This is a genomic window from Halorubellus sp. JP-L1 (assembly GCF_011440375.1).
Classification (GTDB): Archaea; Halobacteriota; Halobacteria; order Halobacteriales; family Natrialbaceae; genus Halorubellus.
On sequence record NZ_JAAOIR010000001.1, the window covers coordinates 568,280 to 582,649 of the forward strand.

Sequence of the window (14,370 nt, forward strand, 5' to 3'; positions counted from 1 at the left end):
GCGGATATGACGGACGACGCGCCTGCTGGAGCGCCGAGGTGGTCGTCCGAGGAGTCACTGGGTGCTTCCAGGCGGTGTCGTCGCCTAGGTTCCCGGTCTGAAGTACGACGATCGCTGGCGGGGGCTGTCGCCACCGGCTAAAATATATTTTAGATAACATATTTCTTCGGCCGGGTCCTGGTACCGGTATGCTCGACCGAACGACCGAGCGATTGGCGGACAGGACGACGTTCGAGCTCCCTTCGCAGGACGAACCGACCCGGGCCGACGGGCCGAAGACGGCGACCTCGAGAGATGGCGGCGTGCTGGAGACCGGGACGACGACGGTGGCGCTCGCCGCCGGCGACGCGGTCGTCGTCGCGGCGGACCAGCGCGCGAGCCTCGGCGGTCGGTTCACGGCGAACAAGGCCGTCCAGAAGGTACTCCCGGTGCACTCGACGGCGGCGCTCGCGATGTCCGGGTCCGTCGGTGCAGTCCAGGACCTCGTGCGGACGCTCGAGGCCGAGGCGGACCTGTACGCCGCCCGGCGCGGCGAGGACATGTCGATGAACGCGCTGGCGTCGGTCGCGGGCAACCTCGTCCGCGGCGTGCCCGCACAGCTCCTCCTCGGCGGCGTCGACTCCACTGGCTCCTCCATCTACGAACTCGACGGCGGTGGCGGCGTGGTCCCGACGAGGTACGGCGCGGCCGGGAGCGGGATGCAGGTCGCGTACGGCGTACTGGAGGGCGCGGCCGAGAACGTCGCGGACGCCGAGACGGGACGCGAGGTGGCGCTCGACGCGGTCGCGGCGGCGAGCGAGCGCGACACCGCGAGCGGGAACGGCGCGCACGTCGCGACCGTCACCGCAGACGGCGTCGACGTGGAGGTCGTCGACCGCGACGCCGTCGCCGCCCGGACTGGAGGTGGACGGCGATGAACGGTGGCAGCGACCGGCAGGCGTACGATCGCGGCGTCTCCGTGTTCTCGCCGGACGGCCGGCTCTACCAGGTCGAGTACGCTCGCGAGGCGGTCCGGAACGGCACGGCGGTCGTCGGCGTCCGCGGCGACGACGGCGTGGTGCTCGCGGCGGACGCGCGAACGCGCTCGTCGCTCCTCGTGGACGGCAGCGTCGAGAAGCTCCACGACCTCGACGGCCGCCTCGGCGCGGCGACGGCGGGCCACGTCGCGGACGGTCGCCGCATCGTCGACTTCGCTCGGCGGCGCGCGCAGACCGAACGCCTCCGGTACGACCAGCCCGTCGACGTTGAACCGCTCGCGACCGCGATCGCGGACCACGTCCAAGAGGCGACGCAGGCTGGGGGAACGCGGCCGTTCGGCGCGGGATTGCTCGTCGCCGGCGTGGACGCTACTGACCACCTCGTGGATGGCGGCGCCGAATCTACTGACGACCTCGGCGTGGACGCTACTGACCACCTCGTGGATGGCGGCGCCGAATCTACTGACTACCACGGTGACGACCACGGCGACGGCTCGCCCGAGGGGGCCGACGACGCTGCGGTACGACTCTACGAGGTCGACCCGTCGGGGTCGCCGAGCGAGTGGCACGCGACCGCGATCGGCGGCGGCACTGACGCGGCCCGCAGTCACCTGGAAGCGCACTACGAACCCGGCCTGGACGTCCTCGGGGCGCGAGACCTCGCGCTGACCGGGCTGGCGTCGACCGTCGAGGACGACGGGTTCGCGCCGAGCGACGTCTCGCTCGCGGTCGTCGACGACTCGGGGTATCGGACGCTCGGCGAGGGCGAACGGGCGAGTGCGCTCGACGAGGCTGGCGTTCGGCGGGCGTCCTGAGGAACGCAGGAAGCGTTCTCGACGAGTTCAGGCGGCCGTGCCGTCGTCGGCGGTCGACTCGTCGGCGGCGTCGTCGTTCGCGGCGTCGGCGGTGATGCGGCCGTCGTCCTCGGCGCTCACTCCGGCGTCCGCGGCGTCGTCGAGCCTGGTGACGTCGACGACCGTGCAGTCCCGGCCGACGTACGCGGCGAGCAGGTCGCGGTCGTCGTCTTCGTCATCGTCGTCATCGTCGTTCGGATTTCGGAGCGTCGTGCGGACGCACCAGGGGTCGTCGTTGAGGACGCGCTCGCGCCAGTCGACGCCGACGGTCCAGAGTGGGCGGTCGCGGACGTCGACGCCGCGCTCGTGGTACGCGGCGACGACCGCAGGGTGGTCGAGGAGGACGAACGAGAGCGGACAGGAGAGGTCGGCGCTGCAGGCGTCGCACGCGAACGACGCCCGCACGGCGTGCCGTTCGACGGGGTCGGCGTCCGCGGCGTTCGCGGCGTCCGCAACCTCGTCCGGTCCGCCGCTGGCTTCGTCGGGCGCGTTCGGCGCGGATTCCACGCGGCCGGAGGCGGGGGCGCCGCAGTCGGGGCAGACGCCGTCGGCGAAGCTCGCGATCCGTCGCCGGTGGTGGCGGTCGACCGCCTCCGGGACGGTCTCGGGGTCGCGAGTCGCGTACCCGCTCGGCGGGAACGGGAGCGCGAGCACGTCGCGCCCGCAGGCGGTGCAGGCGACGCGCGTGACGTTGTCGGCGACGGACGCGTGCAGGCCGACGGGGTCGGCACAGAGCGGGCAGTCTTCGTCGAGCGGGACGGGGTCCTCGTCGACGCGGTCGGTGTACGCGCCGGCTTCGATCGCCCGGGCGACGCGGCGGCCGGCGTCGGTGAGCGCGTACGCGTCGCCGTCCCCATCGTCTTCGGGTATCTTCCGGACGAACCGGTCGTCGAGCTGCCGGAGGTGGTACGCGAACCCCGCGGTGGTGTCGACGTCCGTCGCCTCGAACAGCTCGGTGAACGTCGCCCGTCCGTCGGGTGCGCCGGCGAGCGCCGCGAGGACGCGCACTCGCGGGTCGCCGGCGAGGGCCTGGAACGCGTCGCTGGTCGCGTCCACCCGGTCCGTTCGCGTCGACGCGGACGCGTCCGCTGACGCTGGCTCGCTGGCGTCGGGGACCGCCTCGTCGGTCATACCTTCAGACTCGGGGGTCGAAGGCATAGGTCTGGTGTCCGCGGCACCGAACGCACCGCCGCGCTGCGAGCGGCGAGCGGGCGCGACGCCGCCGTACCGATGGGTTTTACGCGCGCCGAGTCGACGGTTCGCGTATGGCAGACGACGAGGACTACCGCACGGAACGGGACAGTCTCGGCGAGATGCAGGTACCGGCGGACGCGTACTGGGGCGCCCAGACCCAGCGCGCGGTCGAGAACTTCCCCATCTCCGGGATCACGTTCGGGCGGCGGTTCGTGCGCGCGCTCGGCGTCGTGAAGAAGGCCGCGGCGCAGGCGAACCGCGACATCGACCTGCTCGAGGACGAGCAGGCGGACGCGATCGTCGAGGCGGCGGACGAGGTCATCGCGGGCGCGCACGACGACCAGTTCCCCGTCGACGTCTTCCAGACGGGATCCGGGACCTCGTCGAACATGAACGCGAACGAGGTCATCGCGAATCGCGCCGCCGAGATCACGGGCGCGGAGGTCGGCGACCGCGTCGTCCACCCGAACGACCACGTGAACTACGGGCAGTCGAGCAACGACGTCATCCCGACCGCGATGCACATCGCGAGCCTCGAGGCCGTCGAAAAGGACGTCATCCCGGCGCTCGACACGCTCCGCGAGCACCTAGACGAGAAGGCCGAGGAGTTCGACGACGTCGTGAAGACGGGCCGCACGCACCTCCAGGACGCGACGCCGATCCTGCTCGGCCAGGAGTTCGACGGCTACCGGACGCAGGTCGAGAAGGGGCTCGTGCGCGTCGACAACGTCCGCGAGCACCTCGCGGAGCTCGCACTCGGTGGGACCGCGGTGGGGACGGGACTGAACACGCACCCGGACTTCCCGGGACTCGCCGCGGAGTACATCACGAAGGAGACGGGCGTCCAGTTCCGCGAGGCGGACTCGCACTTCGAGGCCCAGGCAGCGCACGACGCGATGAGCGAGGCCCACGGCGCGCTCCGCACCGTCGCCGGGAGCCTCAACAAGATCGCGAACGACCTGCGATTGCTCGCCTCGGGTCCACGGAACGGTCTCGGCGAGATAGAGCAACCCGAGAACCAGCCCGGGTCGTCGATCATGCCGGGGAAGATCAACCCGGTAGTCGCGGAGGCGGTCAACCAGGTCCACAAGCAGGTCGTCGGGAACGACGCCGCGGTCGCCGCTGGTGCGGCGGAGGGCCAGATCGACCTGAACCTCTACAAGCCCGTGCTCGCGCACAACTTCCTCCAGTCTGCCGAGCTGATTGCGAACGCGAGCGAGGTGTTCGCGCGGAAGTTCGTCGCGAAGCTGGAGGCGAACGAGGAACACTGCGAGGCGCAGGTCGAGCAGTCGATGGCGCTCGCCACCGCGCTCAATCCCGCGATCGGGTACGACAAGGCGAGCGAGGTCGCGAAGGCCGCGCTCAAGGAGGGGAAGACGGTGAAGGAAGTCGTCGTCGAGAAGGGCTACCTGAGCGAAGCCGAGGCCGAGGAGGTCCTCGACCCGGTCGCGATGACCGAGCGCGTCATCCTCGGCGACGACTGAGCGCTCGGCGGATCGAGACGGGGTCGAGGAACGATCGATCGCCCGGCGCCGGCTGATGGACAACCAACCTTTTAGCGGTGTCGTGTCGAGTGGTCGAACGATGAGACGACGTCGTATGCTGGCACTGCTGGGCATCGGGGGCACGTCGGGGTGTCTGCGGCTCGCCGGCGAGGACACGAGCACGCGCCGGACGGCCACGCGAACGACCGCGGATTCGACGAGGACGCAGTCGACCACGACGACGCGGGGCGGGACGGCGCAGTCCGAGACGGCCGAGGAGACGGAGACGACGGCGGAGCCGGATGCACCGCTGCTCGCGGACGCGGACGCGCTCGAACGCCGCTGGACGGGCCCGGAGTACGTGAGCGGGATGGCGCTACACGACGACGGCGTTTTCGTCGAGAACGAGGAGGTGGTGGCGCTCGATCGCGCCCAGGGGTTCGAGCGGTGGCAGCCGTACCCCGACCGGGTCCGTGACTTCACGGTCGAGGGAGACGGCCTCTTCGTCGGCACCCGGGACGGATCGGTCGTCGGGATCGACCTCGCGAGCCGCGAGGAGCGCTGGCGGTACGACGGCACGGACCTCGATTCGGCGATCCGGGCGGGGTCGTCGTCGGTCGTCTTCGGCGAGGAGCGCGGGGGCGGCGCCGCGGTCGTGTGCCTCGACGCGGCCGACGGGACGGAGCGCTGGCGGGTCGAGACCGAGAACCCGGTGAGCGAACTCTCCCCGCCCGGGGACGGCGCCGTCGTCTTCGGGACGACCGGCGGACCGAGCATCCAGTGTCACGACCTCCAGACGGGGACGCGACGGTGGCTGTCCGAGGAGAGCCACACCGCGATGACGCCGCTCGTTCGGAACGGAACGGCGTACGTTCCCGTCTACCGGCGCGTCATCGCGTTCGACGCTGCAACCGGCGACATCGAGTGGGAGTACCCGCTGCCCGACGGTGCCGAGCGGTTCGAGGGTCGGTCCCCGGGCCAGCCGCCGGTGCGACGAGACGGCGTCCTGTACGTCCCGGCACAGGAGGGCGGTCTCGCCGCGATCGACTCCCAGACTGGCCAGGGTGTGTGGTTCTACGAGGTCCCGGAGAGCAGAGGCGGACTCGTCACCGTCGCCGACGGCGCGGTGTGGTTCGGGACCGAGAACGCGGTGCATCGGGTCGGCGCAGCGACGGGCGACGGCGAAATTATCGGTCGGTTCACGGCGGAGACGAACGGCCTGTTCGGACTCGAAGTGGACAGCGGGACGCTGTTCGTCGCGCCGTCTCCCACGGCGGTACGCGCGTTCGACGTCGTCGATTGACCTCGCGCCGAGTAATTCGGGGGCGAAGTGCTTGCTTTGAACACGCGTGCCGCGACGACCTTACTCGGGGAGGTCGTACGCTGCGAGCCGGTTGCCGTCGGCGGTCGTCTCGATGAGGTACGCGCGGTCGTCCACGATCGCGGGTCGGAGCCCCCACGCCTCGGCGTACTCCGCGTGCACCTCGCTGGTGACGCGCCCAGTCTCGGGGTTCAGGGCGTACAGGACGACGCCGTCGTGGCCGCCCGAACCGACGTAGAGCCTCCCGTCGCCTGGCGTGACGATCCCGTGGACGTCCTCGTTGAACCACTTCGTGAGTCCGTCGTCGGGGTTCACGGCGTGCAGTGACCTGTGACTGACGTATAGCGTCCCGTCGTGGACGACGAGGTCGGGCGAACTGTCGAGCGTCTCGCCGTCCTCGTGCTGGGACCAGCGAACCGAGCCGTCGGCGGAATCGAGCGCGACGAGCGGTCCCGCGCCGCCTCTCGTGCTGTTGCTGTAGGCCACGAAGACGCTGGAGCCGTCGGTCGCGACGTCCGTAACGTCGGTGTCGGCTTTCGGTTTCGGGTACGTCCATAGGGGGTCGCCGGTCGTCGCGTCGAACGCGCGGACGGTCCCCTCGAAGTCCGCGCCGACGAGGACGTCGTCCTGAAGGGCGAGCGACCGAGTCGCGGTGAGTCCCTGCTCGGGTTCGACCGTCCACTCCGTCGCGCCCGTCGCGGGATCGACGGACGCGAGCTTCTGCCCGAAGTCGACGCCGTAGACGTACAGGCTGGAGCCGTCGAACGCGGGGCCGGTCTCCGCGCCGTGGCCGAACGCCCAACGCTCGCTTCCGTCGGCCGTCTCGTGCGCCACGATGTCGCTCGCGTCGACGTACACGACGGCGTCGTCGGCGACGAGCCCGCGTCGACGACTGTCGATGGCCTTCGCGTCTTCGACGACCCACTGCTGTTCGCCGTCGTCGACCGCGAACGCGTACGCCGTCCCGCGGCCGCCCGTGAAGACGGTGCCGTCGGCGACGACGGGGTAGCGGCCCAGTTCCTCGTCGGGCTCGAACGTCCACGCAGGTTCGGTGTACTCGCGCGGTTCGCTCGTCGTCTCCTCGGGCTCCGGTTCCGTCGCGTCCGACCGCGTCGACGTGGCGGTGTCGGTCGGCGGTTCGGTCCGGGCGGTCGTGCCCGTGGTGAACGCGCTCGAGGTGGTGGCGTCGCCCTGTTCGAGTTCCAGACAGCCCGCGGTACCGGCTCCGAGCATCGTGGCGAGGAGGCGTCGGCGTCGCATTGACGGAAACGCCGAACCGGACCGTCCTAACGGTTGGGGTTCCGACGCGTTCGCTGACCATCGGGCTGTTCGGACGCCGACAAGGGGTCTCGTTGGTCGGGGGCTTCGGGCGCCCTCGCGAACCGGTGGCGGCGAAAGATTCAAGTAGAGTTCGGAGGAGCCACGTGTGGGTCATACCCACGCGACGGCGTCGACTTACGATACGTAACCGAACGCCGTCGTAGACCCGAACAATCCACGGGTGTTATGGGGGATGGGTTTGATGTATCACGCATGCACACCTGTCGTGACTGCAACGAGACGTTCGCCACAGAGCTCGCACTCGAACTCCACCGAGACAAGTGCGAGCGAGCGGACCTCTTCTGCGAGGTATGCGGGCAGCGATTCAGCGAGTCCGCGGCGACGCGAGACGGCTGGCACTACACGTGCCCGACCGAGGACTGCGAGGGACAGGGCATGGGCCAGGAGATAAAGCGCATCGAGGACATCCGCGCGGCCACGCAGTAGCCGTCGCGAACCGAGCGTCGGAACCCGCCGCGGTTCGACCGGACGGACCGCGGCCGTATCGTCGGCGACCGACCATCGCTTTCGGTCGGCGTCCCAGTCACGACCCGGGGCCTCGCTCGTGCGTCCGCGCCGCACGACCGACCACTCCTCTTGCGGCCTCGTTCCCTGACCTACGTCGATGACCCCTTCTCTCGCGCTGGTCGACCCTCGCGCGCCACGATTCGGACAGGCACTGACGGCGACCCTCGCCGGCGTCGCCGTCGCGTTCGCGAACCCAATCCCCGTCGCGGTGCTCGCCGTCGTGCTCGGGACCGCCGTCGCGACGGGGTGGCGCGTCGACGCGTGGGCGACGCTCTGGCGTCGCCTCGCCGTCCCGCTGGTCGGACCCGTCGACGACCGCGAGCCCGCGGCACCGCATCGGTTCGCGAAGCTCGTCGGCGCGACGTTCGCCACCGTCTCCCTGCCGCTCGTCCTCCTCGGCGGCAGCGTCGCGGTCGTCGGGTACGCGCTCGTGGTCGTCGTCGCCGTCCTCGCCGCCCTCGGCGCGACCACGGGATTCTGCCTGGGCTGCCGGCTCTACGAGCAGGTCGGGTTCTTCAGGCGCGCCGGCGTCGTCTGAATCGACCGCGGACGCATCGGCGGCGTCTGAATCGACCGCGGACGCATCGGCGGCGTCTGAATCGACCGCGGACGCATCGGCCGGTCGACGGAACCGGAAGCGAACGACTCCGAATCACGCCAGTTGCGTTCGGCCTCGGCCGCGAACTGGACGGTTTTTTACCCCTCGGACGCGGACGGTTGCGTAATGACCGAGTACGACTACGACGAGCTCGGACTCGTCGCCGGCCTGGAGATACACCAGCAGCTGGACACGGCGACGAAGCTGTTCTGTTCGTGCCCGACCGAACTGCGCGAACCCGAGGAATCGGTGCGTTCGTTCGAACGGTACCTGCACCCGACCAAGAGCGAACTCGGCGAGATCGACGAGGCCGCCCTCGAGGAGAGCCAGGTCGATCGCGTCTTCGAGTACCTCGCGTACGACTCGACGTGTCTCGTCGAGGAGGACGAGGAGCCGCCGGGGCGCGTGGACGCGGAGGCGCTCTCGGTCGTCCTCGAGATCGCGCAGCTCATGGACATGACGCCGGTGGACGTCGCGCACGTGATGCGCAAGCTCGTGGTGGACGGCTCGAACACGAGCGGGTTCCAGCGGTCGATGCAGGTCGCGACCGACGGCGAGATCGAGACGAGCGAGGGCGCGGTTCGCGTCGCGGATCTGATGCTCGAGGAGGAGTCCGCGCAGCGCGTCGAGGAGCGCGAGGACGGCGTGACGTACTCGCTGGACCGGCTCGGGATTCCGCTCGTCGAGATCGGGACGAAGCCCGACGTCTCGTCGCCCGAGCAGGCTCGCGAGGCCGCCGAGCGCATCGGGATGCTCCTCCGGTCGACGGGGCACGTCAAGCGCGGGCTCGGGACGATCCGGCAGGACGTGAACATCTCCATCGCGGACGGTGCGCGCGTCGAGGTGAAGGGCGTGCAGAGCCTGGACGACATCGACGACATCGTGCGCAACGAGGTCGGGCGGCAGGTCGCGCTCCTGGACCTCCGAGAGCGCTTGCACGAACGTGACGCCGGTGTCGGCGACGCGGTCGAGGTGACGGAGACGTTCGCGGACACCGACAGCGGCGTCGTCCGCGGTGCGCTCGACGCGGGCGGCGAGGTGTGGGCGGTCCGCCTCGAAGGGTTCGACGGGATCGTCGGCGAGGAGATCCAGCCGGACCGGCGGCTCGGGACGGAGCTGAGCGATCACGCGAAGCGCCACGGCGCGGGCGGCATCTTCCACACGGACGAACTGCCGGCGTACGGCGTCACCGAGGACGAGGTCGCGGCGCTCCGTGACGCGGTGGACGCGGCGAGCGAGGACGCGGTGGCGATGGTCGCCGCGGACGCTGCTGTCGCGAAGGATGCGGTCGAGGCGGCGGCGGACCGCGCCCGCACGGCACTCGAGGGCGTCCCCGAGGAGACCCGGGGCGCGAACGAGGACGGGACCACGCGGTACCTGCGGCCGCTTCCCGGTGCGGCGCGGATGTACCCGGAGACGGACGTCCCGCCAGTACACCTCGACCCGAGCGACGTCGACGAACCCGAGCTCCTCACGGAGAAGGTCGAGCGCTACCAGGACGAGTACGGGCTGGACGCGGGCGTCGCCGAGCAGGTCGCGTACGGCGAACACATGCCGCTGTTCGAGGCGCTCGTCGACGACGAGGCCGTGGACCCGACGCTCGCCGCGACGACGCTCGAGTCGACGCTCACGGCGCTCCGTCGCGACGACGTCCCGGTCGCGAACCTGACCGACGTGCACCTCCGCGAGGCGATCGCGCTCGTCGACGCGGGCGACGTCCCGAACGAGGGCCTCGAGGACCTCCTGCGTGCGCTCGCGAAGAACCCCGAGTGGTCCGCCGAGCAGGCGGTCGAGGAGGAGGACCTCGGCGGGGTCGCGGAGGCGGAGGTCCGCGAGGCCGTCGTCGAGGTCGTCGAGCGGAACGAAGACCAGGTCGCCGAGCAGGGGATGGGTGCGTTCTCCGCACTCATGGGCGAGTGCATGGGCGCACTCCGCGGGAAGGCAGACGGCGACCTCGTGAGTGAAGTCTTGCGCGAGGAGATCCAGGCGCGCACCTGAGCTTCCCGGACGGTTCCGTTCTGCTCCGTTCCTACTCGTAGACCGCGAGCGTGGACGTGCCGTCGCGGAGGCAGTGCACGAACAGTCGTTCGGCCCCGGGAACGACTCGATACGCGGTCTCGCCGACGTCGCGCGACCAGCGCTCGCTCCCGTCGAACCGGTCGAGTGCGTGGACCGTGCCGGCGGTCGTCGGTGCGAGGACGCGGTCGCCAGCGACGGCGAGTGACGTGACGGTGCCGTCGAGTGGCTGGCGGTACGCTTCGTCGCCGGTCTCCACGTCGACGACCGCGACCGCGTCCGCGTGGGGGACGTAACAGTAGCCGGCGGCGTACGCGACCGCGTGCGACCCGTTCGCGTCCGTCGTCCAGTCGTCGCCGTCCGGGTCGGTCGCGAGGGCGTGGAGGTCACCGCGACCGGTCTGCACGAGCACGTGGTCGAACTGGGGTTCGAGTATCGGTCTGGTCGCAGCGGCGCCCTCGAACCGGTACCGGCCCATGCCGGTTCCCTCCGGGTTCAGGACGGCGAGTTCTCCGGCCTCCGTCGCCGCGACGAGGTACGTGGAGTCGCGCGTGGAGACGCCACCGTCGACGGTGCCGAACAGTCGACGATTCCAGCCGCCGTCGTCGTCGTGGGGGTCGCCGACGACGCCGACGTGCTCGCCGCGAGCGACCGCGTACGCGCCGTCCTCGAGCGGTGCTGGCGGACCGCGGACCGGTTGGTCGCCGGCGAAGCGGTCGTACTCGCTGCCGTCCGCGCGATCGTAGAGGACGACGTCGCCGCCGGTACCGACGGCGACGGCGTTCCCCTCGACGACCGGCGCGGTGTGAGCGAGCGCACTCCAGCGTTCGCTGCCGTCGTCGACCGCGAGCGAGCGCACGCTGTCGCGGTCGCGGACGAAGACGGCGTCGTCCGCCACGACGGGATCGCCGAACGAGAACGAGATGGTCCGCGTCCACGCCTCGCTTGGGTCGTCGGGGACGACCGCACCGGGGTTGTACCGGCTGTTCTCTGGATCGTAGCCCGGGCGGGGCCACGAGCGGTCGGGCGGACGCCCGACGGCACCGTCGCGGGGAATGGATCCGCCCGGGTCGAGCGCGTTACAGCCTGCGAGGCCGCCGGCGAGGAGGGCGCCAGTGGTCTGGAGGAGGGCTCGGCGGCGCATTGACGAGAGTGTACCGAGGGGTACGGTGAAAGCTTTCTGCTCGCGAGGGACCGTCTCGGTGCGTCAGTCGTCGCGCTCGGGGCGTTCGCTCGCGCGCCGGAGGATGCCGGTGAGCGTCGACACCTCGCGCTCGGTCGGGTGCGTGCGAGCGAGGAGGCGCCGGAACATCCGCGTGGTCTTCTGGCGCTTCGCGTCGGGGTGGTTGATGGCGTCGAGCACGCTCTCGAACTCGGTGTAGAGGCGCTCGATCTCGCGTTCGCTGGCGCGTTCGCGGACGCGGTCGGGGTGCTGGGTCTCCGCGACGGTCGCCTCCCGCATCTCGTACAGGGTCACCGTCGCCGCCTGTCCGAGGTTGAGGACGGGGTAGTCGGCGCTCGCTGGGATCGAGGAGACGGCGTCGAGACGCTCGAGTTCGGCGTTGTCGAGACCCCGGTCTTCGCGGCCGAACACGAGGCAGACGTCCGCGTCCACGCCAGCGAGGTGCTCTGGGAGTTCCGCGGGCGTGTAGAACGGGAAGCGGACGTGACTCCGGCAGTCCTCGTTCGTCGTCGCCGTACAGCCGACGGTGTAGTAGTTCTCGACGAGGTCGTCGAGGTCGACCTCTCTCGCACCCGGCATGACGTCCTCGCGGGCGTGGCCGGCGTACCCGTACGCGACGCCGTCGGGGTCCCAGACGTCCTCTGGCGGATCGACGAGCAGGAGCTCGGTCATGCCGAAGTTCTTCATCGCGCGAGCGATCGTCCCGACGTTCCCGGGCGTCTGCGCGCCGACGACTGCGACCGCCGGCGCGTTCGAGCCGTGGAGTGGTGGTGCGTCGCCCGCGTCGGTCGCGTCCGCGTCGCCGACGGGTGCGTCCCCTGCGGGTGCGTCGTCGTCTCTCATCTCAGGAGGGGTAGTCCGCGTCCAGGTCGACGTCCGCATCGTCGAGGTCGAGGTCGTCCTCGTCGTCGTCGTCCTCGCCCGCGTCCTCTCGCGGGTCGGGGGCGTCGTCGATCTCGCCGGTGCGGAGGTCGATGCGTTGCTCGACGACCTCGCGCGTCCCGAGTTCGTCGTAGTCGTCGGGGTCGGGCATCTCGGTCTCGGGGAGCGAGCGCGGGTCGGTCTCGACGTACTCGACGCCGCCGTAGCCCTCGGGCGCGCGGTTCCCGGCCGCGAACCACTCGTGGAACGCGTCCTCGAACCGGTCGGTCTCGGCGTGCTCGATGCCGTCGTCCTCGCGGAACCAGTAGAGGAAGTCCGCTTCGTGCTCGTCGCAGACGGTCACTTCGGCGAGCGGTTCGCCGTAGACGACCGTCGACTCGTTGCACGCCTCGAGGTCGTCGTCGCCGTGGATCAGCCAGCACGCGTCGCACGGCGACCCGTAGATGACGCCGACGCGCACCAGCCGTCGGCGGGTGTCCTCGCGCATCTCGTCGAACGGCCGGACGTCCCCGTCGTCGGTGAACACCTCGTCTTCGTCGAAGCGCCACCCGCGGAGCCCGATGCTCACCTTGCTCATGTCCCGCCCGTAGCACGCGGACGGGCAAAAGGCCCGCGTCTTCCGGTCCAGCGGCCGCGCAGTCGTTCGGTGCGGTGCGTCGAGCGCAGACCCGGTGGGGTGCGGGTGCGTCGAACGGTCCGCTTTTGGTGGAACGGCCCCCGGTTCGGGGTATGGACAGCGTCGACGCCGCGGGCCTCGGCATCGGGGACGACCACCCGCCGCGGGTGATGGGCGTACTGAACGTGAGCGAGGAGTCGCCGTACGACCCGAGCGTCTTCGACGACCCGGGCGAGGCAGCGGCGTACGTCGACGAGGAGTTGATCGGGGAGGGCGCGGACGTCGTCGACGTCGGCCTGGAGTCCGCGAACAAGCGCTTCGACGTCCTGACCGCCGAGCAGGAGCTAGCGCGGCTCGACACGGCGGTGGAGACCCTGGAGTCGACGTCCGGCGACGCGGTCTGGTCGATCGAGACGCGGTACGCCGAGGTCGCCGAGGCGGCGCTCGACGCCGGGTTCGACATGGTGAACGACATCGCGGGGTTCGCGGACCCCGCGCTCCCCGAGGTGTGCGAGGCCAGGGACGTGGCGGTGGCGAAGATGGCGAGTCCGCCGGACCTCGAGCGGCCGGGCGCGGTCGAGGAGACGCCGTGGGCGGAGCGGAAGGGCGCGGCGTGGGCGGAACGCGCGGACTACGTCGATATGGTGTACGAGGCCCTGAAGCAGAACGGGCTGACGGAGAAGACGATCGTCGACCCGGCGTTCGGCGGGTGGTCCGAGGCGCAGACGATCGAGCAGGACCGGGATGCGTTCCGGCGCCTGCGCGAGTTCCGCGGGCTCGGGCGGCCGATGCTCGTCTCGATCAACCGGAAGAACTTCCTGCGGAGCCTGACGGGTCGGTCGACGGCGGACGCGCTCGCGTCGTCGCTCGCGGCGACGTCGATGGCGGTCGAGCGCGGCGCGCACGTCGTCCGGACGCACGACGTCCGGGAGACCGTGGACGCGGTCGCGGTCGGTCGCGAGTTCGCGCGCGACCGCGCTCGCGGCGGCGATCCGGTCGTGGAGGAACTGGACGTGACGACGCCCGCGGAGGCGCGCCGGCACGCCGAACGCCTCGGCGTGGACGCCGCGATCGCGGCCGAGTCGGTCGCTCGCATCTACGCCGTCGACGGCGTCGACGACGATACCGCGGCGGCGCTCGCCGCGGCCGCGGCCGACGCCGGAGTCGGGTATGCTCCGACTACTGGGGGCGGATGCGTGCTCGCGGGGTCGGTCGCCGCCTTCGAGCAGCTTTCCGCCGGGGAACGGGACGCTGACGGTGCTCTCGCGTCTATTCTCTCTCGAACGCGGACATCCGGCTACTAAGAGAAAACTTATGCCGGAGGGGTTGAAATGGATGGGTGGACGCCGGTAGGGCCTCACGGGTAGGGGTACACGTGGAGGCTCGGCCGGCCCACA

At 70.8% G+C, this 14,370-nt stretch carries 13 protein-coding genes; 8 read left to right on the forward strand and 5 right to left on the reverse strand.

The window, feature by feature from the left end:
- Positions 1 to 188 precede the first annotated feature (188 nt).
- Both G9C85_RS02935 and G9C85_RS02940 read left to right on the forward strand, forming a co-directional pair.
- On the forward strand, positions 189 to 917 hold the full coding sequence (locus G9C85_RS02935) for a proteasome subunit beta (protein WP_166036753.1): 729 nt from the start codon (positions 189 to 191) through the stop codon (positions 915 to 917).
- Positions 914 to 1,792: a proteasome subunit alpha gene (locus G9C85_RS02940; protein WP_166036755.1), complete on the forward strand. Its 879-nt coding sequence runs from the start codon at positions 914 to 916 to the stop codon at positions 1,790 to 1,792. The genes G9C85_RS02935 and G9C85_RS02940 overlap by 4 nt, the downstream gene beginning before the upstream one ends.
- 27 nt (positions 1,793 to 1,819) lie before the next feature.
- Here the strand turns inward: G9C85_RS02940 and G9C85_RS02945 are convergent, their stop codons facing one another.
- The gene (locus tag G9C85_RS02945; RefSeq protein WP_193570590.1) at positions 1,820 to 2,962 is read right to left on the reverse strand and encodes an ArsR family transcriptional regulator; all 1,143 of its coding nucleotides are present in this window, start codon (positions 2,960 to 2,962) and stop codon (positions 1,820 to 1,822) included.
- Positions 2,963 to 3,096: 134 nt separating this feature from the next.
- Here G9C85_RS02945 and G9C85_RS02950 point away from each other — a divergent pair, with 134 nt between their 5' ends.
- Positions 3,097 to 4,509 carry a class II fumarate hydratase gene (locus G9C85_RS02950; RefSeq protein WP_166036757.1) on the forward strand — a complete coding sequence of 471 codons (1,413 nt, stop codon included), beginning with the start codon at positions 3,097 to 3,099 and terminating at the stop codon, positions 4,507 to 4,509.
- A 100-nt stretch (positions 4,510 to 4,609) separates the two neighbouring features.
- Positions 4,610 to 5,812: a PQQ-binding-like beta-propeller repeat protein gene (locus tag G9C85_RS02955; RefSeq protein ID WP_166036759.1), complete on the forward strand. Its 1,203-nt coding sequence runs from the start codon at positions 4,610 to 4,612 to the stop codon at positions 5,810 to 5,812.
- A gap of 60 nt (positions 5,813 to 5,872) precedes the next feature.
- Here the strand turns inward: G9C85_RS02955 and G9C85_RS02960 are convergent, their stop codons facing one another.
- Positions 5,873 to 7,090 carry a PQQ-binding-like beta-propeller repeat protein gene (locus tag G9C85_RS02960; RefSeq protein WP_166036760.1) on the reverse strand — a complete coding sequence of 406 codons (1,218 nt, stop codon included), beginning with the start codon at positions 7,088 to 7,090 and terminating at the stop codon, positions 5,873 to 5,875.
- A gap of 273 nt (positions 7,091 to 7,363) precedes the next feature.
- Between G9C85_RS02960 and G9C85_RS02965 the strand changes: the two genes are divergently transcribed.
- The 3 genes from G9C85_RS02965 (at position 7,364) to gatE (ending at position 10,274) form a co-directional block, all read left to right on the forward strand.
- Positions 7,364 to 7,597, forward strand: a complete 234-nt coding sequence (locus tag G9C85_RS02965) for a transcriptional regulator (protein WP_166036762.1) — start codon at positions 7,364 to 7,366, stop codon at positions 7,595 to 7,597.
- A gap of 178 nt (positions 7,598 to 7,775) precedes the next feature.
- On the forward strand, positions 7,776 to 8,216 hold the full coding sequence (locus G9C85_RS02970; protein WP_166036764.1) for a DUF4395 domain-containing protein: 441 nt from the start codon (positions 7,776 to 7,778) through the stop codon (positions 8,214 to 8,216).
- Between the two features lie 186 nt (positions 8,217 to 8,402).
- Positions 8,403 to 10,274, forward strand: a complete 1,872-nt coding sequence (gene gatE, locus G9C85_RS02975; RefSeq protein WP_166036767.1) for a Glu-tRNA(Gln) amidotransferase subunit GatE — start codon at positions 8,403 to 8,405, stop codon at positions 10,272 to 10,274.
- A 31-nt stretch (positions 10,275 to 10,305) separates the two neighbouring features.
- On the opposite strand, the gene G9C85_RS02980 is transcribed toward gatE, so the two are convergent.
- From G9C85_RS02980 to G9C85_RS02990, 3 genes are all read right to left on the reverse strand, one after another.
- Positions 10,306 to 11,436, reverse strand: a complete 1,131-nt coding sequence (locus G9C85_RS02980; protein ID WP_166036769.1) for a PQQ-binding-like beta-propeller repeat protein — start codon at positions 11,434 to 11,436, stop codon at positions 10,306 to 10,308.
- A gap of 63 nt (positions 11,437 to 11,499) precedes the next feature.
- Entirely contained in the window at positions 11,500 to 12,318 is an 819-nt protein-coding gene (locus G9C85_RS02985) for an RNA methyltransferase (protein WP_166036771.1), read from the reverse strand.
- A gap of 1 nt (position 12,319) precedes the next feature.
- Complete coding sequence (locus G9C85_RS02990) at positions 12,320 to 12,934, reverse strand: hypothetical protein (protein WP_166036773.1); 615 nt, start codon at positions 12,932 to 12,934, stop codon at positions 12,320 to 12,322.
- 152 nt (positions 12,935 to 13,086) lie between these two features.
- Here G9C85_RS02990 and folP point away from each other — a divergent pair, with 152 nt between their 5' ends.
- Positions 13,087 to 14,277, forward strand: a complete 1,191-nt coding sequence (gene folP / locus G9C85_RS02995) for a dihydropteroate synthase (RefSeq protein WP_166036775.1) — start codon at positions 13,087 to 13,089, stop codon at positions 14,275 to 14,277.
- Positions 14,278 to 14,370 lie beyond the last annotated feature (93 nt).